Origin of the sequence: Psychromicrobium ferritrahens (assembly GCF_043789415.1) — a bacterium.
GTDB lineage: Bacteria > Actinomycetota > Actinomycetes > Actinomycetales > Micrococcaceae > Renibacterium.
On the sequence record NZ_JBDLLW010000001.1, the window covers coordinates 555,875 to 582,077 of the forward strand.

Annotated in this window: 28 protein-coding genes; 6 read left to right on the forward strand and 22 right to left on the reverse strand. The window is 61.4% G+C overall.

The window, feature by feature from the left end:
• Positions 1 to 33: 33 nt before the first annotated feature.
• Genes murI through clpS form a run of 3 tightly spaced genes read right to left on the reverse strand, consistent with a single transcriptional unit; the run spans position 34 to position 1,917 of the window.
• On the reverse strand, positions 34 to 978 hold the full coding sequence (gene murI / locus ABDK06_RS02600) for a glutamate racemase (RefSeq protein WP_394938615.1): 945 nt from the start codon (positions 976 to 978) through the stop codon (positions 34 to 36).
• Positions 975 to 1,622, reverse strand: coding sequence for a DUF2017 family protein (locus tag ABDK06_RS02605; protein ID WP_394938617.1), 648 nt, complete (start codon positions 1,620 to 1,622; stop codon positions 975 to 977). The genes murI and ABDK06_RS02605 overlap by 4 nt, the downstream gene beginning before the upstream one ends.
• The gene (gene clpS / locus ABDK06_RS02610; protein WP_394938619.1) at positions 1,615 to 1,917 is read right to left on the reverse strand and encodes an ATP-dependent Clp protease adapter ClpS; all 303 of its coding nucleotides are present in this window, start codon (positions 1,915 to 1,917) and stop codon (positions 1,615 to 1,617) included. The genes ABDK06_RS02605 and clpS overlap by 8 nt, the downstream gene beginning before the upstream one ends.
• 36 nt (positions 1,918 to 1,953) lie before the next feature.
• On the opposite strand from clpS, the gene ABDK06_RS02615 reads away from it, so the two are divergent.
• Entirely contained in the window at positions 1,954 to 3,267 is a 1,314-nt protein-coding gene (locus ABDK06_RS02615) for a nicotinate phosphoribosyltransferase (RefSeq protein ID WP_394938622.1), read from the forward strand.
• Between the two features lie 8 nt (positions 3,268 to 3,275).
• Positions 3,276 to 3,905 carry a nicotinamidase gene (locus ABDK06_RS02620; RefSeq protein ID WP_394938624.1) on the forward strand — a complete coding sequence of 210 codons (630 nt, stop codon included), beginning with the start codon at positions 3,276 to 3,278 and terminating at the stop codon, positions 3,903 to 3,905.
• A 60-nt stretch (positions 3,906 to 3,965) separates the two neighbouring features.
• On the opposite strand, the gene ABDK06_RS02625 is transcribed toward ABDK06_RS02620, so the two are convergent.
• The 8 genes from ABDK06_RS02625 to ABDK06_RS02660 all read right to left on the reverse strand — a co-directional run bounded on the left by ABDK06_RS02625 (position 3,966) and on the right by ABDK06_RS02660 (position 13,311).
• The gene (locus ABDK06_RS02625; protein ID WP_394938626.1) at positions 3,966 to 5,762 is read right to left on the reverse strand and encodes a DEAD/DEAH box helicase; all 1,797 of its coding nucleotides are present in this window, start codon (positions 5,760 to 5,762) and stop codon (positions 3,966 to 3,968) included.
• Positions 5,763 to 5,807: 45 nt separating this feature from the next.
• A complete protein-coding gene (locus ABDK06_RS02630; protein ID WP_394938629.1) occupies positions 5,808 to 6,110 on the reverse strand; it encodes a DUF3039 domain-containing protein in 303 nt (100 codons plus the stop codon).
• Between the two features lie 70 nt (positions 6,111 to 6,180).
• Positions 6,181 to 6,963, reverse strand: a complete 783-nt coding sequence (nagB, locus tag ABDK06_RS02635) for a glucosamine-6-phosphate deaminase (RefSeq protein WP_394938631.1) — start codon at positions 6,961 to 6,963, stop codon at positions 6,181 to 6,183.
• 102 nt (positions 6,964 to 7,065) lie between these two features.
• Complete coding sequence (locus ABDK06_RS02640) at positions 7,066 to 8,640, reverse strand: transporter (protein ID WP_394938633.1); 1,575 nt, start codon at positions 8,638 to 8,640, stop codon at positions 7,066 to 7,068.
• Positions 8,625 to 9,398 (reverse strand): ABC transporter ATP-binding protein, encoded by a 774-nt coding sequence (locus ABDK06_RS02645; protein WP_394938635.1) that lies wholly within the window; start codon positions 9,396 to 9,398, stop codon positions 8,625 to 8,627. The genes ABDK06_RS02640 and ABDK06_RS02645 overlap by 16 nt, the downstream gene beginning before the upstream one ends.
• Positions 9,399 to 9,458: 60 nt before the next feature.
• Positions 9,459 to 10,565, reverse strand: coding sequence for an NADH:flavin oxidoreductase/NADH oxidase (locus ABDK06_RS02650; protein WP_394938637.1), 1,107 nt, complete (start codon positions 10,563 to 10,565; stop codon positions 9,459 to 9,461).
• 65 nt (positions 10,566 to 10,630) lie between these two features.
• Positions 10,631 to 11,599: a co-chaperone YbbN gene (locus tag ABDK06_RS02655; RefSeq protein WP_394938639.1), complete on the reverse strand. Its 969-nt coding sequence runs from the start codon at positions 11,597 to 11,599 to the stop codon at positions 10,631 to 10,633.
• Positions 11,600 to 11,616: 17 nt separating this feature from the next.
• The gene (locus ABDK06_RS02660) at positions 11,617 to 13,311 is read right to left on the reverse strand and encodes a hypothetical protein (RefSeq protein ID WP_394938641.1); all 1,695 of its coding nucleotides are present in this window, start codon (positions 13,309 to 13,311) and stop codon (positions 11,617 to 11,619) included.
• A 217-nt stretch (positions 13,312 to 13,528) separates the two neighbouring features.
• Between ABDK06_RS02660 and ABDK06_RS02665 the strand changes: the two genes are divergently transcribed.
• Complete coding sequence (locus ABDK06_RS02665; protein ID WP_394938643.1) at positions 13,529 to 14,767, forward strand: AI-2E family transporter; 1,239 nt, start codon at positions 13,529 to 13,531, stop codon at positions 14,765 to 14,767.
• Positions 14,768 to 14,812: 45 nt separating this feature from the next.
• Here the strand turns inward: ABDK06_RS02665 and ABDK06_RS02670 are convergent, their stop codons facing one another.
• Positions 14,813 to 15,598, reverse strand: coding sequence for an alpha/beta hydrolase (locus ABDK06_RS02670; protein WP_394938645.1), 786 nt, complete (start codon positions 15,596 to 15,598; stop codon positions 14,813 to 14,815).
• Positions 15,599 to 15,664: 66 nt separating this feature from the next.
• Positions 15,665 to 15,988 carry a hypothetical protein gene (locus tag ABDK06_RS02675; RefSeq protein WP_394938647.1) on the reverse strand — a complete coding sequence of 108 codons (324 nt, stop codon included), beginning with the start codon at positions 15,986 to 15,988 and terminating at the stop codon, positions 15,665 to 15,667.
• Positions 15,989 to 16,020: 32 nt separating this feature from the next.
• On the opposite strand from ABDK06_RS02675, the gene nucS reads away from it, so the two are divergent.
• The 3 genes from nucS (at position 16,021) to ABDK06_RS02690 (ending at position 18,403) form a co-directional block, all read left to right on the forward strand.
• Complete coding sequence (gene nucS, locus ABDK06_RS02680) at positions 16,021 to 16,707, forward strand: endonuclease NucS (RefSeq protein WP_394938649.1); 687 nt, start codon at positions 16,021 to 16,023, stop codon at positions 16,705 to 16,707.
• 4 nt (positions 16,708 to 16,711) lie between these two features.
• Positions 16,712 to 17,941: an N-acetylglucosamine-6-phosphate deacetylase gene (locus ABDK06_RS02685; protein WP_394938651.1), complete on the forward strand. Its 1,230-nt coding sequence runs from the start codon at positions 16,712 to 16,714 to the stop codon at positions 17,939 to 17,941.
• A 258-nt stretch (positions 17,942 to 18,199) separates the two neighbouring features.
• On the forward strand, positions 18,200 to 18,403 hold the full coding sequence (locus tag ABDK06_RS02690) for a cold-shock protein (protein ID WP_045074651.1): 204 nt from the start codon (positions 18,200 to 18,202) through the stop codon (positions 18,401 to 18,403).
• A gap of 222 nt (positions 18,404 to 18,625) precedes the next feature.
• On the opposite strand, the gene ABDK06_RS02695 is transcribed toward ABDK06_RS02690, so the two are convergent.
• The 9 genes from ABDK06_RS02695 to atpB all read right to left on the reverse strand — a co-directional run bounded on the left by ABDK06_RS02695 (position 18,626) and on the right by atpB (position 26,157).
• The gene (locus ABDK06_RS02695) at positions 18,626 to 19,057 is read right to left on the reverse strand and encodes a DUF2550 domain-containing protein (RefSeq protein WP_394938654.1); all 432 of its coding nucleotides are present in this window, start codon (positions 19,055 to 19,057) and stop codon (positions 18,626 to 18,628) included.
• Between the two features lie 27 nt (positions 19,058 to 19,084).
• Complete coding sequence (locus ABDK06_RS02700; RefSeq protein WP_394938656.1) at positions 19,085 to 19,375, reverse strand: F0F1 ATP synthase subunit epsilon; 291 nt, start codon at positions 19,373 to 19,375, stop codon at positions 19,085 to 19,087.
• A 1-nt stretch (position 19,376) separates the two neighbouring features.
• Entirely contained in the window at positions 19,377 to 20,831 is a 1,455-nt protein-coding gene (gene atpD / locus ABDK06_RS02705; protein ID WP_394938658.1) for a F0F1 ATP synthase subunit beta, read from the reverse strand.
• A gap of 59 nt (positions 20,832 to 20,890) precedes the next feature.
• Complete coding sequence (locus ABDK06_RS02710) at positions 20,891 to 21,784, reverse strand: F0F1 ATP synthase subunit gamma (protein ID WP_394938660.1); 894 nt, start codon at positions 21,782 to 21,784, stop codon at positions 20,891 to 20,893.
• A gap of 144 nt (positions 21,785 to 21,928) precedes the next feature.
• Complete coding sequence (atpA, locus tag ABDK06_RS02715; RefSeq protein ID WP_394938662.1) at positions 21,929 to 23,566, reverse strand: F0F1 ATP synthase subunit alpha; 1,638 nt, start codon at positions 23,564 to 23,566, stop codon at positions 21,929 to 21,931.
• A 64-nt stretch (positions 23,567 to 23,630) separates the two neighbouring features.
• Complete coding sequence (locus tag ABDK06_RS02720; protein ID WP_394938664.1) at positions 23,631 to 24,446, reverse strand: F0F1 ATP synthase subunit delta; 816 nt, start codon at positions 24,444 to 24,446, stop codon at positions 23,631 to 23,633.
• The gene (locus ABDK06_RS02725) at positions 24,446 to 25,015 is read right to left on the reverse strand and encodes a F0F1 ATP synthase subunit B (protein ID WP_394938666.1); all 570 of its coding nucleotides are present in this window, start codon (positions 25,013 to 25,015) and stop codon (positions 24,446 to 24,448) included. Before ABDK06_RS02725 ends, ABDK06_RS02720 begins: the two co-directional genes overlap by 1 nt.
• 53 nt (positions 25,016 to 25,068) lie before the next feature.
• Complete coding sequence (locus tag ABDK06_RS02730) at positions 25,069 to 25,275, reverse strand: F0F1 ATP synthase subunit C (RefSeq protein WP_394938668.1); 207 nt, start codon at positions 25,273 to 25,275, stop codon at positions 25,069 to 25,071.
• A gap of 81 nt (positions 25,276 to 25,356) precedes the next feature.
• Positions 25,357 to 26,157: a F0F1 ATP synthase subunit A gene (gene atpB, locus ABDK06_RS02735; RefSeq protein WP_394938670.1), complete on the reverse strand. Its 801-nt coding sequence runs from the start codon at positions 26,155 to 26,157 to the stop codon at positions 25,357 to 25,359.
• Positions 26,158 to 26,203 lie beyond the last annotated feature (46 nt).

The following is a 26,203-nucleotide window of genomic DNA, read 5'->3' on the forward strand; positions in this document are numbered from 1 at the left end:
TCCTCGGCGCCTCAGCCGAGCGACTCAGCTTGTTCATCTGGCCCGCCTCTGCTGCGCGGCGGAGATCATCTCGGGGGTGATCCGGGCGAGCGAGCCGGTCGGATAGTGCGCCGAAACATGGGCGGCGTGCTCCACCGCGATCACCTCAGGCCCCAGGAAACGCCGGGCCAGGGTCTCAAAGCTCTGAGCATCCCCGGTGGCCACGAAACGATGCTCAGGAGCTGCCTGCTCGGTGCGCTCCAGCCGATGCCGGAGCAGGGCACCGTAGACGTCCTTGGCGGTTTCCTCCGCGCTGGAGACGAGAGTTACGCCGTCGCCCATCACATAGGAGATGACACCGGTGAGCAAGGGATAGTGCGTGCAGCCAAGAATCAGAGTGTCCACCCCGGCCGCTTTGAGCGGGGCAAGATACTGCTCTGCGGTGCTCAGAAGCTCCGGGCCAGAGGTAATCCCGGACTCCACGAAGCGGACGAATTCCGGGCAGGCCACCGAGGTGATCTCCAGGTGCGGAGCGGCCGCGAAGTTGTCCTCATAAGCGCGGGAAGTGACGGTGGCGGTAGTGCCGATGACGCCGATTTTGCCGTTCCGGCTCGCAGCAACGGCTCGGCGCACCGCGGGCTGGATCACCTCGACCACCGGGATTCCGGCCTTCGCGGTGTATCGCTCCCTGGCGTCGGAGAGCACCGCAGCGGTGGCCGAATTGCAGGCGATGACCAGGATCTTGACGCCCGAATCCACTAATTCGTCCATCACGCCCAGCGCATTGGCCCGAACTTCCGCGATCGGCAGCGGGCCGTAGGGCGCGTGCGCGGTATCTCCGACATAGAGAATCGCTTCATTGGGCAGCTGATCGATCACAGCGCGAGCAACAGTCAGTCCGCCCACCCCCGAGTCAAAAATCCCGATGGGCGCCTGAGCGACGGAAGCTCCCGGTGTGGCGGAATCAGAAAATCCCGAGCTTCCGTTAACGGAATTCATTTCTCGGCCTCCGGGCTCTCAGCTCCCGGATCCTCGGCGTCTGTAGTCGGCTGAACGGCCTGCTGCCCCTCACGCTTTGCCTGCTTCCGCTCGGCTTTGCGCAAGGCGAGCATGGCGTGCACCAGAGCGCCTTGCAGCGCGGAGGCGAAGCGATAGACGATGGCTAGAAAGTCTTCGTCCTCCTCGGAAGTCTCCGCTCCCTCGTGCAGGCTCTCCACGGCTTCCGGGGTATCCAAGCCGAGTCGTTCAGCCATCACCAGCCGCACATCGTTCAGAGCCCGGACCAGCAACTCGGCTTGTGGCAGGCTGAGCCGCAATTCCTCGGAATCGAACATCAGGCTGGCTGCCCGCAGAGCGCCCACTTTGCTCTGCCGCACCGAGCGCTCGGTGAGCCGTCGTAGCTCCAGCGCGGCGTCGTCGTCCTCCGCGACGGCGTCCGGCAGCAATCTGCGCAGCGCGGGGTCGGTGGGAACGCTGACTTCGTGATTCCAGCCGATCAGCGCCTCAAGCGGATCTGCTGACTCGGCTTCCTCCGGCTCCAGCAGATCGATCACCGAACTGAAGATTCCCTGAAAAAGCCGACGTTCGGTTTCACCGATGCCGCCGACGATGCCTTCCGGACCGACGATAAAAGCCTTACTCATGGCCGCCTTGCCGCACAGTGGCTTGCAAACCGAAAGAGTGCATTGCCATCACATCCGTTTCAGCTTTTTCGCGCGATCCCTCAGCCACCACGGCTTGGCCGGATTGATGGACCTGAAGCATCAGAGTATGAGCACGCCTGCGCGAGTAGTTGAAATAACTCTGAAAGACGTACTCCACGTAGTCCATGGTGTTCACCGGGTCATCCCAGACCACAACCTGCCAAGGCAGTGCAGGCGAGGTCTGCTCAGCCGCGGAAGTTTCCTCGGCGACCTCGGATAAAGTGCTAGTACTCATCTGCCTATTCTAGGCGAGCCCGGTTAGAGTACTGCTGTGATCTCCGACAACTCGCGCATCTCACTGTTCACCGACCGTTACGAGCTGACCATGTTGCAGGCGGCCCTGCACTCGGGTCGTGCCAGCCGTCCCAGCGTCTTCGAGGCGTTCGCCCGCAGGCTTCCCGATGGCCGCCGTTACGGGGTGGTTGGCGGTACCGGCCGGCTCCTCGAAGGGATTATGAACTTCCGGTTCAACCAGACCGAACTGGATTTCCTGGCACAGCAGCGAGTGGTCAACCAGCAGACGTTGGATTTCCTAGCCGACTTCCGGTTTTCCGGGAGTATCTACGGTTATGCCGAGGGCGAGGTCTATTTTCCCCATTCCCCCATCCTGATCGTGGAATCCAGCTTCGCCGAGGCCTGCGTTCTGGAAACCTATATCCTGTCGGTACTGAACCACGACAGTGCCATTGCCTCGGCGGCCTCCCGGATGACCTCGGCCGCTGGAGAGCGCCCCTGCATTGAAATGGGCTCTCGCCGTACCCACGAGGAATCCGCCGTGGCCGCCGCAAGGGCCGCCGTCATCGCCGGTTTCACCAGCACCTCCAACCTGGAGGCGGGGCTGCGGTACGGAGTCCCCACGGTGGGTACCGCGGCGCATTCCTTCACCCTGCTGCACGATTCAGAACGCGAAGCCTTCCAAGCTCAGTTGGAGTCCCAGGGGCTAGGTACCACGCTGCTGGTCGATACTTACGACGTCGTCAATGCGGTGCGCACCGCGGTCGAGCTGGCCGGGCCGGAACTCGGGGCGGTACGACTGGACTCCGGCGATCTGATCGTTCAGGCTCACCAGGTCAGGGCCCTGCTGGATTCGCTCGGCAATGAGAACACTCGGATCGTGGTGACCTCTGATTTGGACGAATACGCCATCGCCGCGCTGGCTGCGGCCCCGGTGGATTCCTACGGGGTCGGCACTTCGCTGGTCACCGGCTCCGGAGCACCGACCGCCGGCATGGTGTACAAACTGGTCAGCCGCACCGATGACCACGGCGAATTCGTCTCGGTGGCCAAGGCCGCGAAGAACAAGGCCAGTGTTGGTGGCCGCAAATACGCTCTGCGCCGCCGTTCCAGCGCGGGCGAAGCCGTCCAAGAACTGGTCGGTATCGGGCATCGCCCGCAGGACGACGGCGATGACCGTCCACTGCTGCAAGACTTCGTGATCGACGGCGCGCTGCAAGCTGGCTGGACCGGAGCCGAAGGGGTAACTCGCGCGGTGGAACGCCACCGTGCTTCAACCGCTGAGCTGCCCAGCGCGTGGCGACGACTGCAAAAGGGCGAAGCCGTTATTCCCACCCAGTACGAAGCGTAGGAGATGCCATGCCAAATGCTCTGATTATCGTTGACGTGCAGAATGATTTCTGCGAGGGCGGGTCGCTCGCCGTGGACGGCGGTGCGGAGGTGGCCAACGGAATTTCCGAACTGCTGGACTCCGCCTTCGGGGTGGAAGGGCAGGATTTCGACTTCGTGCTGGCCACCCAAGACTGGCATATCGACCCGGGTGCGCATTTCTCTGCTACCCCGGATTTCATCGATTCCTGGCCGGTGCACTGCGTCGCTGGCAGCAAGGGTGCCCAGCTGCACCCGAACCTGGACACCGAGTATATCGATGCTTATTTTCACAAGGGTCAGTACCAGGCGGCATACTCCGGCTTCGAGGGTGTGCTGGCCCCCGAGGACGAGGTGCCCACCGGTCCCCGGGACACCGAGGGATCCGAATCCTTGCCACTCGGCCCGAGCCTGGATGAGTGGTTGCAGGACCACGAAGTCGATTCGATCAGCATCGTCGGGCTGGCCACCGATTATTGTGTGCGGGCCACTGCCCTGGACGCCATTGCGGCTGGCTATGAGGTGACTCTGCTGAGCGAGCTGTGCGCCGGAATCGACGAAGCAAGGAGCCAGGCCGCGCTAGACGAATTAGCCGAGGCCGGCGTCAAGATCGAGCCTTGAGCGCGTTTTCGCTAGCTTTCCGACTTCCCTCAGCTTTGGCTCAAAGCTTGTCTTAGCAGGCTATTTTTTGCCGATAAACCAGCCCTGCAGGCGTTTGATCCGCTCTTGCAGCTGGGATTCATTCGCCTGCGCCACGGCTGGTCCACCGCACAGTTTGCGCAGTTCGGTGTGCACCACGCCGTGCGGGGTTCCGGTCCGGGCTGACCAGGCCGAGACGCTCTTGGCCAGTTCGTTGCGCAGATCCATTAGCTGGCGGTGGTCTGGTACCGCTGCGCTGGCCTGGGCCTGAGGTTTAGCCCGCCGACGGCTGAGCTGCTCAGCCTGCCGCTGCCGCAACAGGGTCGCCACTTGGTCGGCGTCGAGCAGTCCGGGGATGCCGAGGAAGTCCTGTTCCTCTTCGCTGCCGATCTCACCCGCGTGGCCGAACTCGCCGCCGTCGAAGAGCACCCGGTCAAAGGACGCCTGGGATTCCAAAGCCTCAAAGGCCGACTTCTGTAAGCCGTCCGAGGCTTTTTCCTCCCGGTTGGCCTCCAGCATCTCGGCGTCCTCGGCGATAAAGCCATCCGAATCGGCCTCGGGCCGGTCCAGGGCGTGATCCCGCTCAAGTTCCAGCTCGTTGGCTAGGCCCATCAGCTGGGGCACCGAGGGCAGGAAGATCGACGCCGTCTCACCGCGCTTCCGGGCGCGCACGAAGCGGCCGACGGCCTGGGCAAAGAACAGCGGAGTGGAGGTCGAGGTCGCGTAGACTCCGACGGCGAGCCTCGGCACGTCAACACCTTCCGAGACCATCCGCACCGCGACCATCCAGCGCTTGCTACCGGCGCTGAACTCCTCGATCTTGCTGGAGGCGCGGGTGTCGTCGGAGAGGATCACGGTGGGAGACTCCCCGGTGAGCTTCTTCAGCTGACCGGCGTAGGCTCTGGCGTCTTCGTGGTCGGTGGCGATCACCAAAGCACCCGCATCGGGCACCGTGCGGCGTACCTCTGAAAGCCTTTTATCAGCGGCGGCCAGCACCGCTGGAATCCACTCTCCCCCGGGATTGAGCGCGGTGCGCCACGCCTGAGCGGTCACGTCCTTGGTCACCGCGGCTCCGAGCGTTGCAGCGACTTCCTCTCCCGCGCTGGTCCGCCAGCGCATCTGACCCGAGTACGCCATAAAGATCACCGGCCGGACCACATGGTCCTTCAAGGCCTCGCCGTAGCCGTAGCTGTAATCGGAGCGGGAGCGCCGGATACCGTCGCGGTCCTCGACATATTCCACGAAGGGAATGGGTGAGGTGTCAGAGCGGAAGGGGGTTCCGGTGAGCGCCAGACGACGTTGCGCTGGCTCGAAGGCCTCTCGGATGCCATCGCCCCAGGAGAGCGCGTCACCGGCATGGTGGACCTCGTCGAGGATCACCAGAGTCTTGCCGGCCTCGGTCTTGGCGCGGTGTAGTGCCGGCTTGGAGGCCACCTGAGCGTAGGTCACCGCGACCCCGGTGAAGTCCCGGCCGTGCCTGCCATCAGCGTTCTTGAAGTTCGGGTCGATCGCGATCCCCACCCGCGCCGCGGCATCGGCCCACTGCCGCTTCAGATGATCAGTGGGGGTGACGATGGTGATCCGGTTGATCTGACCGCCGTCGAGCAGTGTCCGGGCAGCGGTCAGCGCGAAAGTCGTCTTCCCCGCCCCGGGAGTAGCCACCGCGAGAAAATCCTGTGGCGCCTCGGTGAAGTACTTCTGCAAAGCTTCTGACTGCCAGGCACGGAGTTTTTGCGCGGTTCCCCACGCCGCACGATCTGGATACGCGGGGGGCAGCACAGGTTCAGGCACAGTGGAGCCCGAGCCGGAAGAATCGGGCCCAAAAAGGGTTTCAGTCACTTGCTGCTTTCGAGCTTTCGGCCACCCAGGAGCGGCACGGTTAGCTTACTTTTTGTCTTTGTCTGACTTTCCCGGCCGCAATCCGTCATAGATCGCTTTGCAATCCGGGCAGACCGGGAACTTATTCGGATCGCGACCCGGAACCCAGACCTTGCCGCACAGCGCGATCACGGGTTCGCCGCTCAACGCGGACTCGAGGATCTTCTCCTTGCGCACGTAATGCGCGAAGCGCTCGCTATCCCCGGGTTCCAGTTCCTCGCGCTGCTCGGTGCGTTCGAGGGTCGCCGTCGAACCCCCGGGAGAACTGCTACCGGGGTCGTTTTCGAAGGGGTCAGGAGGCAAACTCATAGCCTCCATCCTACCGGCTCGGCCACAGAAAATCCTGGAGCACTTCTCCGAAGCTCGGCGCTGAGCGCCCTTAAAGCCCTTGCCAGTGCGGTTTATTGGCCCAGGTGTGCCGGTAGTAATCGGCGAGTTTCAACTCCGCCGCAGAGGCTTCGTCGATCAACACCGTGACGTGGGGATGCAGTTGCAAGACCGAAGCGGGGCAGACCGCTGCGACGGGCCCCTCGATCAGGGCTTGCACGGCTGCTGCTTTCTGCGCGCCAGTGGCCAGCAAGACGACGTGCCGGGCCTCCATAATGGTGCCCAGCCCCTGGGTCACCACGTGGTGGGGCACCTCGTCGATCGAGTCGAAGAAGCGGGCGTTGTCCTGTCTGGTCTGCTCGGTCAAGGTTTTGATCCGAGTCCGCGAAGCCAGTGAAGAGATCGGTTCATTGAAACCGATGTGCCCGTCAGTGCCGATGCCCAGGATCTGCAGATCGACCCCACCAGCCGCTTTGATCGCCGCTTCGTAAGCGGCGCAGGCTGCTACCACGTCCTCTGCCGCACCGTTGGGGGCATGCACGCGGGCAGGATCGATATCGACCTTCTCGGTGAACTCCCGTCGCAGCACTTCGCGATAGGACTCGGGGTGCCCGGCTGGCAGGCCCACGTACTCATCGAGCGCGAAGCCCTGCGCCTGACTGAAGCTCAAGCCTTCTTCATCGTGCCGCCGGGCAAGTTCGTTGTAGATCGGCAACGGTGAAGAACCGGTTGCCAGGCCCAAGACCGCCTGCGGTTTCGCTCTGAACAGAGCTTCAATGGCATCTGCGGCAACGACGCCGGCCTCTTCTTTGCCCGAGAGGATAACAACTTCCACGCAGCCCTGCCTTCCACAAACCTTCACAGTCATTCTCAGCCAAACGGCCAGATCCTATTGTGCGCATTACAGCACGAATACTCCAGCCAGTTTGGCTGATGTTTACTTTTGCGCTGTCAAGGTTACGAGCAATTCGGGTGCTCGGCGATCATAAATTCGTCCACCGAGCCACAGCCCGAGGACCAGCAGTGCACCGCCCAGCAAGATTCCGATCAGCAATGAGATCCAGCCCAGGAAGGGCTGATCTCCCAGCGTCGCCATCATGGTCAGGATGAATTCCGGGAGCACCAGCACGGCCAATCCCAACAGGCCCGCAAGTTGCAGCATGGCGAAGGCGAAGTTGTTTCCGGGCCGCGACTTGAACGGATTATCGCCCGGCGCCGGAACATTGAAGATCCAGATCGCGGACATCACCGAACCCAACCCGAGCCCGCTCAGGGTAATTCCGATCACCAGCCCGAGCTGAGCGGGCAGGCCCTCCCAACCATCAGTCAGAACCGCCCCCAGCAGAGCGTAGATCACTCCGAGAGGCAACGAGACTACGAAATACGCCAAGGCGCGACCCAGGCGATCCGCCAGTCCGGAGACGCCGGTAGCTACATGGAGTGCGAAAGCCGTGTTGTCGTAGGAAGTGTCCGAGGCCAGGGACCAGACCAGCAGAAAGACGGCGACTGCTCCGCCAAAAGCAGCAACTCCCCAGCCGCCACCGGAGGACAGCCCCGGTACGATCAGCACAACGGGCAGGATCGGGGCGACCACCAAGCTGCCCAGATAGCGCGGATCCCGAAAGAAGTAGGTCAGGCTGCGCGCCGTCACGGCTCCCCACGACGTCGCTGGAAAGAGGCGGAAGAAGCCGAGCTTACCGGCCGCACGGCGTTTACCCGCGGCATGGACCGGAGTGACCAGAGCCCGCGCCAGGCTGATTCTCCAGAGCCAACCGAGCAGCCCGGCGGTCGCGAGCGCGATCAGGAACTTCACTCCGGCTTGCCACCAATCTCCGGCGGCGATATCCGCTGGCACCGCCCAGACCGCCCCCAACGGGGTGAACGAGACGGCATCTGCAAAACCCGGTAGGAACTGCCCGAAGTTGCGCACCCCCTGGCTGAGCCCGGTGATGATCGGGCCGAGGAACATCAAGGGAATGAGCAAGACCAGGAAACTGAGATCACGGAACTTCCGGGAACCGGCCAGATTGCTGCTGAGCGATGTGAGAGCCCGCGAGCCCAGCACGCAGATGGCAACCCCCAGCAGACCGCAGATGATCGCTACGACGGCGGCCAGCGGATTTCTCAGCCAGCTCAAAGCAGTGCCGAGTGAGGCCAGCAGCGTGATGATGCCTGGGATTCCGACCACCGCCGCTAGCCCCAAGCCGGTGAGCAGCTGCCGCATCGGTACGGCGAACGTGACGAAACGCTCCGGATCCAATGTCATGTCCAGGCCGGAGGTGAAGAGCGGGATGATCAGCCAGCCCAGGATCAGGGCGGCCCCGGCCAGCACGATCGTCGTCCTGGCGATCTCCAGCGGCACGAAACCCAGGCCGATTAACCCGGCGAACAAGAAAATCAGAATACCCAGGCCGTAGAGACCGCCGATGATCACCCCGACGAGCTGAGCCGTGCTGCGTTTCAGAGAATTCCGGAGAATGCTGAGCTTGAGCCGGACTAGGTGCGCAACCACGAAAGCCCCTCCCCGTGATTGCGTCCGCCGACCAACTCGACAAAACGATCCTCCAGGCTCTGCCCGGCACGCACTTCGTCCACGGTTCCGGCGGCGAGCACGTTGCCGGCGGCGATCACCGCAACGTGATCGCACATCCGCTGCACCAGATCCATCACATGGCTGGAGACGATCACGGTGCCGCCTGAGCTGACATAGTCACTGAGAATGTCCCGGATATTGGCCGCTGAAATCGGATCCACCGATTCGAAGGGGTCATCCAGAATGAGCACCCGGGGAGCATGGATCAGCGCGGACGCCAAGGCGATCTTCTTGGTCATCCCCGCTGAATAATCCACCACCAGGGTGCCAGCGTCCTTGCTCAGATCAAGCGCGTCCAGCAGATCCTTGACTCGGCTTTCCACGGTCTCGCGGTCCATACCGCGCAAAAGACCGGAATAGCTCACCAGTTGCTCGCCGCTCAGCCGGTCGAAGAGCCGCACCCCATCGGGCAGGATCCCCATCAGTTTCTTGGCGTCCAAAGGCTGTTGCCAGACGTTGACTCCGTGCACCCAAGCTTCGCCGCCGTCGGGTCGCAGCAGCCCGGTGGCCATCGATAAGGTGGTCGTCTTACCCGCTCCGTTGGGGCCCACCAAACCGTAAAAGGAACCGCGTGGAACTTCTAAGCTCACTCCATTGACGGCGATTTTGTCACCGAATCGTTTGAACAATCCGCGAAGGCTCATCGCCGAGGGTATCGACTGTACATTGTCGGTCATCCCTCAACGCTATTACGTCTGGGATTCAGAAAGGTCATCCCTGTGGACTAATTCCGCCGATCAGAACCTTCCGCGGGTCCCCGCACGTTCGTATTGCGGCACCCAGGGCAGTTCAGCACCCAGTTCGTGGCTCGCTTGCTGCCACCAGTGCGGATTGCGCAGGGCAGCCCGAGCGATGAACACGGCATCGGCCTGCCCGCTGCGAATAATGTGGTCAGCCTGCACGCCGTCAGTGATCATCCCGACGGCGGCGACCGGAAGCTCAGCGGCTCGCCCAATCTGCTGAGCGAACTCGGTCTGATAACCGGGGCCTACCGGAATGCTGGTACCGGCTACCGCGCCGCCACTGGAGACGTCGATCAGATCGACCCCACGCTGCTTGGCGAGCACGGCGAGCCGGGCCAGAGCGTCCACCTGGAGCCCCGGCTGCGGCTCGGTCACCCAGTCGGTGGCTGAAACCCTGAGCAACAGGGGCATCTCCTGCGGTATCTCGGCGCGTACCGCGTCCACGACCTCGAGCACCAGCCGGAATCTGTCGCTCTCATCGCCTCCCCAGCGATCCGTCCGGGTGTTGACCAGCGGGCTGAGGAACTGATGCAGCAGGTAACCGTGCGCGGCATGCAGCTCAATGGTGTCAAAGCCCGCCTGCACCGAACGGCGGGCAGCCAGCGCAAAGGCCTCGATCACGCCGTGGATCTCTTCTTCGGTCAGCGCCCGTGGCTCAGCGTAACCGCTGAAAGCCTGATCGCTGGGGCCGACCGTCTGCCAGCCGCCCTCAGCGAACGGCACTGATCCCCGCTGGCCGGAGAACGGCCACCAGGTGCTGGCCTTACGTCCGGCGTGGGAGAGCTGGATGCCGATCTTGCTGTCCACCGCGCCGTGTCGATGCACGAAATCGGTGATTCTCCGCCACGCTTTCAGCTGTTCATCGGTATAGATACCGGTATCACGAGGCGAGATTCGGCCCTCGGGTACGACGGCGGTAGCCTCGGTAATGATCAGCGCGGCACCGCCCGCCGCGAACTGTCCCAAATGCATGAGGTGCCAGTCATTGGGCTCCCCTGGAGCTTCCAAGGGCTCGGCGGAGTACTGGCACATTGCGGAGACCCAGCCGCGATGGCTGAGCTCCAGGCCACGGAGGGATATCGGGTCAAAGAGGCTATTCACTCTGAGCGCAACTCCAAGAACCAGCGGAACATTCCCGGTGGCCTCGGCAAAGTTTTAGCGATGGCTTAAAAAAGTGCCCTGGCCAAGGCCTGCCGGGCTTTTGCAACCCGTGGATCGGTGCTGCCGACCACTTCGAAGAGCTCAAGAATCCGCACTCTGGCAACCTCTCGCTCCGGCCCGAAGTGGCTTGCGATGAAGGAGACCACTCGATTCAGGGCATCTTCGACGTGGCCGCCCATCAGATCAAGATCCGCCACCGCGAGCTGCGCTTCGACGTCGTCGGGGGCCTCGGCGGCTTTGCTACGGGCTTGATCAGCGGCGGCGGCATCGAGTCCGTCGGTGCGCTGCATCAACTGCACCTGGGCGAGCCCGGCCTTGGCTTCGGCATCCGCAGGACGCTCGGCGAGCGCTTTCCGATAAGCCGCCTCGGCGGCAGCCAGCTCACCCCGATTGATCGCTTCTAAGGCCTCCTGATGAAGTGGCGGCAAAGGAGCTTCCTCCGGTTCCGCTCCGGCTTCTCCCAACGTGCCATTGACGCCATTCGCCTCGGCCACCTTGAGCAGTTCGTCCAGGTAACGACGGGTCTCAGCCTCGGAGAGCTCACCGTTGAACAGCGGCACCGGTTGGCCTTTGACGAGCGCTACCACCGCGGGAACACCCTGTACTCCAAAGGCCTGCGCGAGCTGCGGGAAGCTCTCAATGCTGGCCCTGGCGAGCAGCAATCTGCCGACATAAGCGGAGATCAGCCGCTCCAGGGTCGCTGTGACCGATTGAGATTGCGGCGACCAGCTGGCGAACATGGACACCACGACCGGCACCTCCGAGGAGAGCTGCACGAGTTCCGGGAAGCTCGCCTCAGTGGCATCCACGGCATAACTCTGCTGGCCGGAGGACGGCTGAGTTTGAGCGCTCGGTGCTGACTTGCCTAAGGCAGAAAGATCAACCGCACCACGCAGATTTCCGCTCAGCTTTGCTTCAGGTTTTCCTTCAGGGGCACCCGCGGCATGGGCGGGCTGTGCAACAGGTTCAGTCATGTCTTCAGCTTATCGAGCTATTTGAAGGAGGCCGCGATCAGGCCGCGTTCCGCGGCCAATACGGTGATCGGTTTATTAGCCGCTGCCGGTGGCAGGTAGAGCACCGCCTGTTCTCCGTAACTGAGCTTGTAGCCCTTCTGGGTTGAATCTCCACCGGCCAGCGCCTTCGTACCGTCGTCGAGCTTTTCCAGGGTTGCATTGGATTTGGTGGTGGCATCGATGCTGAAATCCACCACGCCCAGCACCACGGCACCGCCGTCACCAGTAGGGAAGGCGATCACCGATCCTGGCTTGACCGCTCGTTTGAAGCTGAAGGTCGCGGCGTCTTTATTGTCTTTGATCAGGTTCGTCTGAATTTGCTTGCCGTCGTTGACATAGGCGGAATCAGCGAACTTGCTCTTCAGATTGCCGTCCGGGGCGCTCATCAGAGCGGCGAAAGAAGACATCGCCCCCGCCGGCGAATCATTCAAATCAGCCTTCGAATCAAGGGGCAGTGGAACTGCCGGGCCGTCTTTTGGCTGGAAGCTCTGGCTGGGGAGCATTCTTGCCGTCGCAGTCAGCTTGTAGTTATCTCGCGCCGTGGCCTGCACCAAGGTGAGGAACTGCGGCACTTTATTGGCGGTGCCCTGGGTCACCGCGACGACGCTGCGCGGCCATTGCCGAGCCGAGGAGATGAACTTAGCCTTCAAGGCGTTGTCCGTCACGGCTTCGAGTCCCGCGTAGCTGGGCGCGGCAGCTCGGATCTTATAGTTCGCCGTACGTTCCTGCAAAGCGGCACCGTCCACCCGGCTGGTGAGCAGATTGGCATTCTTCGCGGCATCTCCGCTAGCCACGGTTTTCGCCACCAGACCGAGCACCCGGGAAAATTGATCGTCGCTCAGCACCGGAATCAGTGGCGAATCTGGGCCTTCGCTCGCCGAGTCCGAGCTTGGAGCGCCTGAGCCGCTCGAACTCGGCGAAGCGGAGGAACTGTCATCAGCTGAAGCGGAAGGAGGGTTCAGCTGGCTGAGCGTCATCGCGCCCAGCGCGATGATCACCGTGGCGGCGACGCCGGCGGCCCGCCGACCGGAAGAGCCGCCCTTACGGGGTCTCTTGAACCTGGCAAGAAACAGCCAGAGCAAGACGCCGAGCAGCAGCAGGACGCCGCCGATCACCATCAGCGGGATGGCCCACGGCGTGGAATCGTCGTTGGGCACCGTAATCGATATCCGCTGCGGGGCAGCGGCTTTGCCATCGGAGGCCAGCAGCAAGGACCAGTCACCGTCGCTCGGAGACTGCCAGTCATAGCTGAGCTCACCGCTGCTGGACTGCTCGCTCGTCCAGAGATCAGAACCTGCCGGATTCGCGGTGGGATCTTGTCCGTCAACGAAACTGGCGTTCAGCCCGCTGAAGTCGTCCTTGGCGCTGTCCACCACCAAATGCGGGGTCTTGCCCACCCAGGCCTCGACGTCGTCAGCTCGCCCCTGAGCCAGGAAGATCGGCCCATCCCCGCTAATCTTCAACTGCACCGGGCCGGAGCGCTGGGAGAGCGCTTTGGATTCCAGGATCGTCAAAGGCGCATTCTGCCCCGAGGACAGGGCCGCGGTGTCCAACTGAGCGGTCACCGTGGCCGGAGGCTGCCAGATGGTGCGCTGCGCAATGCCTGAGCCCAGGATGAGCAGGCCGATCACCATCAGGATCAGCGGGGGTAGCCAAGAGAGTCGTCGTAGCACGGGGTAAATCCTCAGGTTTCATTCTGGCCGCTCCCCCGAGCACTTCCCGGTTGAATCAGCCTTTTCACTGTTTGAGCTCTTTCAAGGGTACCGGGTCTGAGATTTTCCCGGTCATTCGAACACACAGGAACGCTGTGGATCCAGGCTGGCACGGCGCCGGGCTGATATGGTTTGGCTAACTTGAGTAGTTATCAGACAACGCTGAAAGCGGGCGGCAGTGAGTACCGAAGAACACGTCGAAGATGCCGGGGGAAACTCGACTCCCAAGACGCCGACGGAAGAATCCAAGACCGGGCCTTTGGGCAAATTGATGCATAAGCTAGCTAAACCGCAACAAGAGACCCAACAAGAGACCCAGAGCAAAGCTCCGAGCGCCGAAGCGGGCAGCGGCGTCGCCACCACCACCGCTAAAGCACAGAGCGTGATTCAGCGACCGATCTACTTCGGTTTCATGCTGACGCTCGGAGTCGGGGCCGCGATTGGTCTGTATTTCATCGCCTCCAGCGTCAGCCAGTTGCTGATCTGGATGCTGACCGCGTTGTTCATCGCGCTTGGCCTGGATCCCGTCGTGCGTTTCCTGCAGGCGCGGAAGATCCCTCGCCCCGCAGGCATCCTGATCACCTTGGTGGTGCTGATCGCCGCTGTTGGCGGCTTCTTTGCCACCTTGATCCCCACCATCGTCGATCAGACCAGCCAGCTGGTGCAGAGCGCTCCGGGCTGGATCCAAGATTTCCTCAACTCGGACTTCTTCAAGCAAATCGACACCCAGTTCCAGCTCCGTGATCGGCTCAATGACGAGGTGCAGAAGTTCTTCGGCAATACACAGGCGGTCGGCGGCGTTTTCGGCGGAGTTCTCAATGTCGGCAGCACGGTGGCCAATGGGCTGTTCGGCACCTTGATCGTTGTGGTGCTCAGCCTGTACTTCCTGGCTTCATTGCCCGCGATGAAGGGCTGGGCCTATCAGCTGGCGCCTAAGTCGCGGCGTCCGCGGGTCGAGAAGCTCAGTGAGCAGATCACCCAGTCCGTGGGCAACTACGTGATCGGCCAGGCGGCGGTGGCCGTGCTGAACGCGATCTTCGCCTTCATCGTGATGTCGATCCTGGGCGTCCCCTTCAGCATTCTGCTCGCCTTCCTGGTGGCGCTTTTCGCCTTCGTCCCCCTGGTCGGCGGAGTCATCGCGCTCGTCTTGGTGAGCCTGGTAGCGCTGACCGACAGCTGGCAGACCGCGGTGATCTACCTGGTCCTCTACGCCGTCTACTTGCAGTTCGAGGCCTATTTCGTCTCGCCGCGCATTATGCAGCGCGCTGTCTCGGTTCCGGGTGCTGTGGTGGTGGTCGCGGTAATCGCCGGTGGCACTCTGCTGGGCGTGCTGGGCGCCTTGATAGCGATCCCGACGGCGGCCGCGATTATGCTGCTGATCCGGGAGATCTTCATCACCCGGCAGGACAAGTTGTAGCTCAGATGAAGCTCAGTCCTCCGGCAGCTGCCTAGCCTGAGGTTCTCAGGCTTTAGCCATCGGCCCCTGCCAGTGGCTGGGTAAGCTCACTTGCTCGCCCAGCACAGTGGAAGAGATTTCATTGAGCGCGCGCTGCACGTACTTCTCCCCCACCCAGAGGTGCTTTCCGTCCTGGATTCCAGCCACCCTGGTTTGCGGCACCCTGGCGAATCGCGCCCTGGCCTCTTCGGGGCGCAGATAGTCATCGAATTCGGGCACCAACGCGGTGAGGGGTTTACCACTGGCCGCCCAACGGTCCAGATCAGTGTCAGCCACGCGCTTGAGCGGAGGTGAGAGCAGGATCGCTCCCTCCACTTGCTCGGCCACCGGGGTGATCGCACCGTAACGCAAAGCGAGTTCGGTGCCGAAGGACCAACCGAGCAGCCAACGATGCGGCAGACCCCGGTCAAGTGCGAACTGACTCGCCGCCGCGACGTCGAAACGCTCACCCTCGCCCTCTTCGAAGCGCCCTTCGCTGGTGCCCCGGGGTGAGGACGTGCCCCGAGTATTGAACCGCAGTACGGCAATTCCGGCGAGCGCTGGCAGCCGGAAAGAGGCCTTGCGATAGAGATGGGAATCCATGAACCCGCCGTGCGTCGGCAAGGGGTGGAGAGTGACCAGGGTCGCCCTGATCTCATCGTCTTCTGGCAACGCCAGCTCACCCACCAGGGTCAGCCCGTCCTCGGTGTGCAGCTCGATGTTCTCCCGGCGCGCGGGCAGCACGGAGGCGGCCCTGATTTCTTCCGGGGTGCCAGAGTCGACGAAATGATAGCTTGCTGGATCGAAAGTCACCGGACCATCCTATCCGCCCCTGCCTCAGCTCCAGCAGCCCCTTGTGGAGCTCGCTGTTGACGGCGGCTAGCGATTCTGAAAGCTGCGACCGCGCCAGCAGGCGGTATGCCAGTGACGGCGAGCTGCGATGGCGTCGGCCTCGCCGAAGATCCAATCCTCACGCCAGACCACCAGGTGTGGATTCCCCGGCGGCACGGCACGCCCGCAGCCCGGGCAACTGTATTCTTTGCGAGCCGCGGCCGCACTCACCGAACGCACCATCCACTCGCCATCACCGGCGCTTTCCACCCTGGCCATGCCGCCCAGCACCCGGTCGGCATCGAGAGCCTCATGTTCTGCGGGCTGGCTGGCTCTGCCTCTCGGGCGGCGCGGGCGATTAGAACGAGGCATGCTTCTATTCTGCCGCAGGGTAGAGTTTTGCTGTGCGTTTGGTGATTGCTCGTTGCTCAGTTGATTACGAAGGCCGGCTCAAGGCCCATCTCCCTGAGGCGACCCGTTTATTAATGGTCAAGGCCGATGGTTCGGTGCTCATTCACTCAGACGGCGGCTCCTATAAGCCGCTGAACTGGATGAGCCCGCCGGCGACCCTGCGGGTGCTGCAGGACGGTCTCGACGACGGCGTGATCGAGCAGTGGGTGGTGCAATCCGCCAAAACCGATGATCGGCTGCTGATCAATCTGCTGGAAAAGATCCACGACACCGCTCACGAGCTGGGAACTGACCCGGGGCTGATTAAAGACGGCGTGGAAGCTGATCTACAAAGATTACTCGCGGCTCAGATCGAGACCCTGGGCGAGGGTTATTCGTTGATTCGGCGCGAGTACTTCACCGCGATCGGCCCGGTGGATATTCTGGCCAGAGACTCCCAGGGAGCCACGGTAGCCATCGAGCTGAAGCGACGTGGTGATATCGACGGCGTGGAACAGCTCACCCGGTATCTGGAATTGCTCAATCGGGATCCGCTCTTGGCCCCGGTCCGCGGAATTTTCGCCGCCCAGCAGATCAAGCCGCAGGCCAGGGTGCTGGCCAAGGACCGCGGCATTGACTGCGTGACTCTGGACTATGACGCGATGCGCGGCGTCGATGACAGCGCATCCCGTTTATTCTGAGAACATGACTTCTGCTGCGCCCAGTGAAAATTCACCTCAAGCGATTTATGGAACCCTGATCACCGACGGTCAACGGATCGACGACGGCGTTCTGGCGGTCGACGGCGACCGGATCAGCTATGCGGGACCGGCGGCGTCCTTCAGTCCCCCGGAGGGAGCGCAGAAAACCGTCCTCTCCGCTGGGAGCTTTATTTTCCCGGGCCTGATCGATCTGCACACTCACGGGGCCGCCGGAGGAGATTTCCCGGGCGGCCAGGAGGACTCCGCCCGCAAGGCCATCGACTTCCTGCACAGCCACGGCACCACCACGTTGCTGGCCTCGATGGTCACCGCCTCGGAAGCCGATCTACTCAGAGGCATCGAACTCTATGTCAGGCTCAGCGAAGAAGGGCTGATCGCCGGGATTCATCTTGAGGGACCTTTCCTCTCCGAAGCTCGCTGCGGCGCTCAAGACCCGGCTTATCTGTTGGCACCTGATCTCGAGCTCACCGAGCGGCTGATCGACGCCGGCCAAGGCAAAATCGTCACCATGACCTATGCCCCCGAGCTGGAAGGTGCCGCAGCGCTGATCGAGTTGCTCACCAGCCACGGCATCACCCCCTCGCTGGGGCACACCGATTCCGATGCCGCGACGGCGGCCGCCTCGCTCGCTCAAGCTCGAGAAGGCCTGGCTGCCACCGGCTTCGACGGCCATCCGGGCCGACCCACCATCACGCATCTGTTCAATGGGATGCCGCCGATGCACCACCGCTCCCCCGGCCCGGTCGCCGCCTGCCTGAGATTCGCCCGTGCGGGCAAGGCAGCGGTCGAATTGGTGGCGGACAACACCCACTTGGATCCTCAGACCGTACTCACGGTCTTCGAGCTGCTCGGAGCCGAGAACATCTTGCTGGTGAGCGACTCGATGGCCGCTACCGGCCTCAGCGATGGAAGCTACAAGCTCGGCCCAGCAGCGGTCACGGTGAACGGCGGAATCGCCACCCTGGACGCCACCGGCTCGATCGCCGGTGGCACCTCGACGCTACTGCAGGTGGTGCTGCGCACCGCAGCGGCCGGCGTCGCCCTCGAATCAGCGGTCTTCAGCGCCACGGCGGCCCCGGCACGGGTGCTGGGACTCTCCGATGAGGTCGGCGGATTGCGGCGCGGGTTACGCGCTGATGCCGTCGTGGTCAGCCCCGAAGGCGAGTTGCAGTCCGTCATGCGCGCTGGAAAGTGGCTGAAAATCTCCGATTAGCCCCTGGTTTAAGGTCAAAAAACGAAGTTTAGATTAACTTATCGATTCTTTTACGCTTTCTACATTGACCTACGAGGATGCACATGGAATGCTTAGAGCAGTCTTTGTGTACGTGTTTTTCATGCTCGCAAGACAAGTTGCGAGCGTGAAGCGCCCGGGCTAACGAATATCGTTATTCAGGATTCTTCTCGCGCAGTAACTGGGGAGTTACACATTTGGGTGTAGCTTCACAACGTTTCACCACGAGGAGAACAATAAATGGCTCAGGGAACCGTCAAATGGTTCAACGCTGAAAAGGGCTTCGGCTTTATCACTCCTGATGATTCGGATAGTGACGTTTTCGTTCACTACTCGGAGATTCAGACCAAGGGTTTCCGTACCCTGGATGAGAATCAGCGCGTAGAATTCGAAATCGGACAAGGCGCAAAGGGCCCTCAGGCCACTGGCGTTATCGTCCTCTAATCGAGCTTCGATTCAAAGAAGGTCCCCCGGCTTTTGCCGGGGGACCTTCTTGCTTCTCTAAACCCTTTTCTACCCTTTTCTGCACCCTTCCCTTCAGCCTGACGCGAGACCAGCCGTCCCACTGAATGTTACAGATGAGGCAGATGTGACAAGATTTTGGTCTCAGCTGTCACGTGGGCACCACTCAGTGGGACAGCTGGTTCAAAAAGCAGGGGTGATGTCTTAGCGCCAGGTGCCGACGCCGATCACCGGGCCAGCTTCCAGCCAGGAACTCAATCCTGCATAGGCGTCGAACTTCATCGCCATCAAGAATTCCTTGCCGTCGTAGCGCAAGGTGACGATCACGACGTCGGGCTGCACCAGCGGGCGTTCGGTCTCAGTCGGGGTCCGGCGGCCCAGCACCTCCAGGGTGCTCCGCCGGAAGGTGAAGCGCGGTCGTGGGCTGAGCGAGATCAGCCTGAACCACTCCAGATCTTTGTCCTGATAACGACAAACCCCCATCCGCCAGCGGTTGTCCGCGAGGCGAATGGAGGCATCGACCGTGCCCAGTGCCCGGCGCAATTGAAAACGCCGGACACCGAAAAGGCACAGAGAGAAAATTACTACCAGGAAAAGAGCAGCAATCACGAGGAACGGAGCTCCCAAATCGCTCATTCAGGCAACTCGCTCATCGCCGCTTGGCTATCGAGTCCCTGCAGAGGACGCCTGGGCATCCTGAAGTTGCGCGTTATCAGCCACGATGACCACCCGGTTGCTGTCAACGGAGAAGAATCCGCCATCCACAGTAACCTCGATACGGCTGCCCTCGATCGGCTCAATAGCCAATTCACCAGCGGCCAGGATGGCCAGCACCGGGGCGTGCCCGGGCAGGATGCCGATCTCGCCGTCAGAGGTCTTTGCCTTCACCATGCTCGCCGCACCGGACCACACGAAGTGGTCCGCCGCGACGATCTCAACTTCCAGTTCGGCCATTTTAGTTGGTCGATTCCTGGATCTTAGCCCACTGACGCTCGACGTCGTCCAGGGCGCCCACGTTGAAGAAGGCCTGCTCAGCGATGTGGTCTACATCGCCGTTGCAGATCGCGTTGAAGCCCTCAATGGTGTCCTTGATGGAGACCGTGGAGCCTTCGACGCCGGTGAACTGCTTAGCAGTGTAGGTGTTCTGCGAGAGGAACTGCTGAATGCGACGTGCCCGGGAGACGACGATCTTGTCTTCTTCGGAGAGTTCGTCAACGCCCAGGATCGCGATGATGTCCTGGAGTTCCTTGTTCTTCTGCAGAATCTGCTTCACTCGGGTCGCGGTGTTGTAGTGATCCTTGCCCACGTACTGCGGGTCGAGGATGCGCGAGGTGGAGGTCAGCGGATCCACAGCAGGGTACAGACCACGAGAAGCGATTTCACGGGAAAGTTCCGTGGTCGCATCCAAGTGGGCGAAGGTCGCCGCGGGAGCCGGGTCGGTGTAGTCATCGGCGGGCACGTAAACGGCCTGCATCGAGGTGATCGAGTGACCACGGGTCGAGGTGATGCGCTCCTGAAGCAGGCCCATCTCATCGGCCAGGTTGGGCTGGTAACCCACCGCTGAAGGCATCCGGCCCAGCAGGGTGGAAACCTCGGAACCTGCCTGGGTGAAGCGGAAGATGTTGTCGATGAAGAGCAGCACGTCCTGGTTCTGCACATCGCGGAAGTACTCCGCCATGGTCAGCGCGGAGAGCGCCACGCGAAGACGCGTTCCCGGCGGCTCATCCATCTGGCCGAACACCAAGGCGGTGTCCTTCAGAACGTTGGCTTCTTCCATTTCAACCCACAGGTCATTACCTTCACGGGTACGCTCCCCCACACCGGCGAAGACCGAGGTACCGCCGAAGTTACGAGCCACACGGGTGATCATTTCCTGGATCAGAACGGTCTTACCAACACCCGCACCGCCGAAGAGTCCGATCTTGCCGCCCTTGATGTACGGGGTGAGCAAGTCGATCACCTTGATGCCGGTCTCCAGCATCTCCGTGGAGCCTTCGAGCTGATCGAAGCTCGGTGGCTTGCGGTGGATCGGCCAGCGCTCGGTGATCTCGAGCTCCGATTCCTTCACGTCGAGCGGCTGACCCAAGACGTTGAAGATATGGCCCTTCACGACGTCGCCCACCGGAACCGAGATCGGAGCACCGGTATCGGTGACCGCCGCACCACGCACCAGGCCGTCAGTGGCCTGCAGCGAGATGGCACGGACCAGGTTGTCGCCCAGGTGCTGGGAGACCTCGAAGGTCACGGTGTGGGTGGCGCCGTTCAAGGTGATCTCGGCGGTCAGGGCATGGTAGATACCGGGGATGGCGTCAGCCGGAAACTCGACGTCGACAACCGGTCCGATAACGCGGGCGATACGACCCGTAGCGCCAGCGGTGGTGGCTTCCTGTTCGGTTGCTGTGGCAGTCATCTCTCTCACTTCACTTGGTGTAGATGGCGTGGTGCTCATGGTGTACTACTTCTTCCGGCTTAGGACGCGCTGAGCGAGTCCGCGCCGGCGACAATCTCGGATAGCTCTTGGGTGATCTCAGCCTGTCGAGCGGTGTTGGCCAATCGGGTGAACTTCTTCACCAGGTCGCGGGCGTTATCGCTAGCGGACTTCATCGCGCGCTGGCGAGCCGCCAGTTCGCTGGCCGCTGCCTGCAACATGGCGTTGAAGATCCGGGATTCGATATAACGCGGCAAGAGGGCGTCCAGAACCGCCTCGGGTTCCGGCTCGTACTCATACAGCGGGAGCAGCTCGGAGGAATCCGTGACTTCTTCCTCGGCAACTTCCAAGGGCAGCAGGCGGATCACCGTTGGTTCTTGAACCACCATTGACTTGAAACGGGTGTAAACGACGTGGATCTCGTCCACGCCGCCTTCCTCGTAGTCCTTGGCGAAATCAGCCAGCAGAACCTTGCTGATCTCTTGGGCCACGGAAAATTCCGGGGCGTCCGTCGGCTCGGTCCAGGACCGCTCGAATTCGCGGTTACGGAACTGGAAATAGGCCTGAGCCTTGTTCCCTACCAGATAGGTTTTGACTTCTTTGCCATCGGCCTGCAAGAGGCTGGTCAGCTGCTCAAGCTGCTTCAGCACGCTGGCGGAGTATGAGCCGGCAAGACCGCGGTTTGAGGTCATCACCAGCACCGCAGCACGCCGAATCTGCTCTGGCTCGGTGGTCAATGGATGATCGATCTCCGACTGAGAGGCTACCGCCGAAACAGCACGGGTAATCGCATTGGCATAGGGCAGCGAGGCCGCAACCCGCGCACGTGCTTTACCGATGCGCGAGGTGGCGATCAGTTCCATCGCCTTGAAGAGTTTCCCCATCGACTGCGTCGACTTGATCCTCTGGCGGTAGACCCGAAGCTGGGCTCCCATTCTTGTCCTTTCCTAAAAGTCTGCTGTTTCGAATCTTTGAACGCAGCGTTCTCTGATCCAACCACCCCTGGAGTTGCTTCCTGGAGCCGCAGTGATTCTGCGACTCCAGGAAGCAAGGCCTCAGGGTGCGTCCTACTACTCTTGTCAGCGCTTTTGCTTGACGATCTTTTCTTGATCGACATCGGATTCCGACAGCGAGTTGAACTCCTCGTGCCCGGCACCGACCAAGTGATCGTCGCCCTCACCGAAGAAGCCGCGCTTGAAGTCCACGATCGAGGTCTTAAGGGCCTCAACGGTGTCATCATCGAGCTTCTTGGTCTCGGCCAGAGTGGTGAGCACTCCGGAGGTGTGACGCAGATGCTCCAGGAACTCTGCCTCGAAGCGGCTGATGTCCTCGACCGGCACATCATCAAGGTAGCCCTTGGTGCCAGCCCAGATCGAAACGACCTGATCCTCCACCGGGAAGGGCGTGTACTGCGGCTGCTTGAGCAGTTCCATCAGCCGAGCGCCACGGGTCAGCTGCTGACGCGAGGCGGCGTCCAGATCGGAGGCGAACATCGCGAAGGCCTGCATATCGCGGTACTGGGCCAGATCCAGCTTCAAAGTACCGGAGACCGTCTTCATCGACTTGACCTGTGCCGAACCACCGACGCGGGACACCGAGATGCCGACGTCAACAGCGGGGCGCTGGTTAGCGTTAAACAGATCGGACTGCAAGAAGATCTGACCGTCGGTGATCGAGATGACGTTGGTCGGAATGAAGGCGCCGACGTCGTTGGCCTTGGTCTCGATGATCGGCAGACCCGTCATCGAGCCAGCGCCCAGTTCATCGGAGAGCTTCGCGCAACGCTCCAGCAAGCGGGAGTGCAAGTAGAACACATCACCGGGGTAAGCTTCACGGCCCGGAGGACGACGCAGCAACAGCGAGACAGCACGGTAGGCCTCAGCCTGCTTGGAGAGATCATCAAAGATGATCAGAACGTGCTTGCCACCGTACATCCAGTGCTGACCGATAGCAGACCCGGCGTAAGGCGCCAGGTACTTGAAGCCAGCGGGATCGGATGCCGGAGATGCCACGATGGTGGTGTATTCCAGCGCGCCGTTGTCCTCGAGGGTCTGTCGGACTTCAGCAATCGTGGAAGCCTTCTGGCCGATCGCGACGTAGATGCAGCGAACCTGCTTCTCGACGTCCCCGGAAGCCCAGTTGGCACGCTGGTTCAAGATGGTATCGACGGCGATCGCGGTCTTACCGGTCTTGCGGTCACCGATGATCAGCTGACGCTGGCCACGGCCGATCGGAATCATCGCGTCGATCGCCTTGAGACCGGTTTGCAGCGGCTCGTGCACGGATTTACGCTGGGTCACTCCGGGGGCCTGCAGTTCCAAAGCACGAGTGGTCTCGGCCTTGATCTCGCCGAGGCCGTCAATCGGCTGCCCTAGCGGGTCAACCACGCGGCCCAGGAAGGCATCGCCCACCGGAACGGACAGGATCTCACCGGTGCGGTGAACTTCCTGACCTTCTTCAATCCCGGTGAAGTCACCCAGGATGATCACGCCGATCTCACGAACGTCAAGATTCTGGGCCAGGCCCAGGGTGCCATCTTCGAAGCGCAGCAGCTCGTTCGCCATGACCGAGGGAAGTCCCTCGACCCGGGCGATGCCGTCGCTGGCGGTGGTAACCCGGCCAACTTCGACACGTTCTGCGTTGCCAGGCTCGTAGGACGCCGCGAACTCGTTCAACGCATTACGCACGTCGTCGGCGTTGATGGTCAATTCGGCCATCTGCAGTCCCTGCTCTCCTCAATCATGGCCGTCACTTGCTGCGACAGCCTTTGTGTACTTGCTCTCAACCGACTAATTGCCGGCGAAGTTCTGCTAGACGGGCGATCACTGTGGAATCCACCACTTCATCGCCTACTTTGACGCGGACTCCGCCAATGAGTGCCGGATCGACACTGACATTGACCTTGAGTTCGCGTCCATAAAGATTATTCAACCCTGCTTCTAACCGGCTCTGCTGGCTTTCGCTCAGCGGACGGCTCACCGTGACGGTGGCGATCCAGCGTTCCTGACGGCGAGCCGCTAGGGTCGCGAACCGTTCAATCAGTTTGGCCGGGCGGACTCCGCGGGGATTGCTCACCGCCTGACTGATCAGCACTTTGGCCGGATCCCCGGCCTGCGGAACCAGGGCGAAGGCCAGTTTGACCTTCGCCTCAACAGAAGCCTGCGGAGCGCTCAAAGCCCGCTGCACCTCGTGACTGGATTCAACCTGCTGATTGAAGGAGAACAGATCGTTCTCCAGTTTCTCCAGCCCCGTTGCACCGGCCGCTGAGTTCTCAGCCACCGCGATGGTCACCGTGGCAGCCACGGTTTCCAAGGCGTCACCGAGATCACGCGGTGCCGCCCAACGCTCAGTCGCCAGCGAACTGACGAGTTGCTGCGCGGGCTCGGAAACCTTGCCGCGGACCAAAGATGCCAGTAGCTCGCTCTTCGCCGAGGCTTCCCTCGACGGATCGGTCAGCGCGCGGCGCAATGCTGCGGAAGAATCCACGGTGCTGAGCACAGAGAACAACTCCTCCGCCAAGGACAGTGAAGCAGTAGCCAGTGATGGCTCCAGTTCTCCCAGAACCTTGGCTTCAGAAGCGCTCGATACTCCGGCCATTATTGCTTCGCACCTTCTGTATTGCTCGCCGAGCTGTGATCTTCCAGATCAGCCAGAAAGCGATCAACCACGCGAGCTGCACGAGCATCGTCATCGAGCGACTCGCCCACGATGCGTCCAGCCAAGGTGGTGGCGAGGCTACCGACTTCAGTCCGCAAGGAAACAACCGCGGCCTGACGCTCTGCTGCGATGGCAACCTGAGCCTGCTCGGTGATACGCGCGGATTCCGCGGCGGCCTTTTCTTTCAAATCAGCCAGGATCTGAGCGCCTTCGGCACGTGCTTCTTCACGAATACGGTTCGCTTCGGTGCGGGCATCGAGAAGTTGCTGCTTGTACTCTTCGAGTGCGGCAGTTGCTTCGGCTTGTGCCTGCTCTGCCTTGGCGATGCCGCCTTCGATGGCTTCAGTGCGCTCAGCATAGGTCTTCTCGAACATCGGGACGATGAATTTGACCACGATGAAGAGCAGGATCACGAAGCCGAGCAGCACCAGAGCCATATCCCAAACATTGGGAACGATCGGGTTGACGCCTTCTTCAGTGCCAGCGGCGACGATGTTGAGGTTAATCACCTGCTACCTCTCCTTATCTGCATGGACTAAGTCCAACGGCATTGACCTTGGACTTAGTTGATGATGAACGCGAAAACCAAACCGAGGATTGCAAGCGCTTCGGTGAAGGCCAGGCCCAAGAAGGCGATCGGCTGCAGTACACGCTGTGCTTCCGGCTGGCGAGCAACGCCGCTGACATAGGCGGCGAATACCAGACCCACGCCGATACCACCACCGATAGCGGAGAGGCCGTAACCGATCATGTTGAGAGAGCCAGTCATGATTTTCCTTTCAAGATACCGCCACGGTGACGGTAGGTTGTTGGAGATATCCCGGTCGGGAATCCTTGTTTAGGTAGAACGTTAGTGCGCATCCGCGTGGATAGCACCTTCAATGTAGGTTGCAGTCAGCAGAGTGAAGACGTAGGCCTGCAGGAACATGATCAAGAGTTCCAAGAAGTACATGCCCAAGAATCCTGCAACCACCAAGATCGAGGTTCCCTTCAGCAGCACATTCTCCTGCATGATCAAGAACTCCGTGCCGTACCCCGCCATCAGCACGATCATGTGCCCAGCGAGCATCGTGGCAAAAAGACGCAAGGAGTGGGTCATCGGCCGAACCAAGTAGTTCGAGATGATTTCGATCGGAACCACCATCACCAGCAGATAGCCGGGGACGCCGGAGGGGACCACTGAAAGCTTGAAGTAGCGGAAGCCGTTCTTCTTGATGCCCAAGATGATCCAGGTCAGATACACCACACCGGCGAGCGCATAAGCTCCGCCGACGTGCGAGAAAGTCGGGATCTCCAAAATCGGGATAGCGCCGAACATATTGTTCACCACGATGAAGAAAAACAAGGTGAACAGCATCGGAACGTACTTGATGAAGTCCTTACCGCCAATGATGTCCTTGGCGATGGAGTTACGGACGAAACCGTAGGCTATTTCCCCAGCGAACTGCAGGCGCCCGGGCACCAGTTGCTTTTTGCGGCCTGCCAGCAAGAAAAATGCTGCAATCACCACGACCGAGAGCACAATCAAGACATGATATTTACCGATGCCATCCCAGGCGAACCAAGCGCCGGGCAAGCCAGCATCGTCGATTCCCGGTGGGTTGAATTCGCCGTTCGACGATCCTTCGGCGGGGAGCGTAAGCGCGATCAACGCGTTTCCTCTCTGCAGTGTCCTTCATTGGGCAAGATCCTGAGCG

What these genes read in the sequence shown, in the direction of transcription:
- ABDK06_RS02700 (WP_394938656.1), bottom strand. Translation starts at nt 19,375, where the DNA reads ATGGCCGAACTGGAAGTTGAGATCGTCGCGGCGGACCACTTCGTGTGG.
- ABDK06_RS02730 (WP_394938668.1), bottom strand. Translation starts at nt 25,275, where the DNA reads ATGACTGGCTCTCTCAACATGATCGGTTACGGCCTCTCCGCTATCGGT.
- ABDK06_RS02675 (WP_394938647.1), bottom strand. Translation starts at nt 15,988, where the DNA reads ATGCCTCGTTCTAATCGCCCGCGCCGCCCGAGAGGCAGAGCCAGCCAG.
- ABDK06_RS02655 (WP_394938639.1), bottom strand. Translation starts at nt 11,599, where the DNA reads ATGACTGAACCTGTTGCACAGCCCGCCCATGCCGCGGGTGCCCCTGAA.
- ABDK06_RS02620 (WP_394938624.1), top strand. Translation starts at nt 3,276, where the DNA reads ATGCCAAATGCTCTGATTATCGTTGACGTGCAGAATGATTTCTGCGAG.
- ABDK06_RS02605 (WP_394938617.1), bottom strand. Translation starts at nt 1,622, where the DNA reads ATGAGTAAGGCTTTTATCGTCGGTCCGGAAGGCATCGTCGGCGGCATC.
- clpS (WP_394938619.1), bottom strand. Translation starts at nt 1,917, where the DNA reads ATGAGTACTAGCACTTTATCCGAGGTCGCCGAGGAAACTTCCGCGGCT.
- ABDK06_RS02645 (WP_394938635.1), bottom strand. Translation starts at nt 9,398, where the DNA reads ATGACCGACAATGTACAGTCGATACCCTCGGCGATGAGCCTTCGCGGA.
- atpA (WP_394938662.1), bottom strand. Translation starts at nt 23,566, where the DNA reads ATGGCCGAATTGACCATCAACGCCGACGACGTGCGTAATGCGTTGAAC.
- ABDK06_RS02630 (WP_394938629.1), bottom strand. Translation starts at nt 6,110, where the DNA reads ATGAGTTTGCCTCCTGACCCCTTCGAAAACGACCCCGGTAGCAGTTCT.
- ABDK06_RS02695 (WP_394938654.1), bottom strand. Translation starts at nt 19,057, where the DNA reads ATGAGCGATTTGGGAGCTCCGTTCCTCGTGATTGCTGCTCTTTTCCTG.
- ABDK06_RS02690 (WP_045074651.1), top strand. Translation starts at nt 18,200, where the DNA reads ATGGCTCAGGGAACCGTCAAATGGTTCAACGCTGAAAAGGGCTTCGGC.
- murI (WP_394938615.1), bottom strand. Translation starts at nt 978, where the DNA reads ATGAATTCCGTTAACGGAAGCTCGGGATTTTCTGATTCCGCCACACCG.
- ABDK06_RS02720 (WP_394938664.1), bottom strand. Translation starts at nt 24,446, where the DNA reads ATGGCCGGAGTATCGAGCGCTTCTGAAGCCAAGGTTCTGGGAGAACTG.
- ABDK06_RS02710 (WP_394938660.1), bottom strand. Translation starts at nt 21,784, where the DNA reads ATGGGAGCCCAGCTTCGGGTCTACCGCCAGAGGATCAAGTCGACGCAG.
- ABDK06_RS02685 (WP_394938651.1), top strand. Translation starts at nt 16,712, where the DNA reads ATGACTTCTGCTGCGCCCAGTGAAAATTCACCTCAAGCGATTTATGGA.
- atpD (WP_394938658.1), bottom strand. Translation starts at nt 20,831, where the DNA reads ATGACTGCCACAGCAACCGAACAGGAAGCCACCACCGCTGGCGCTACG.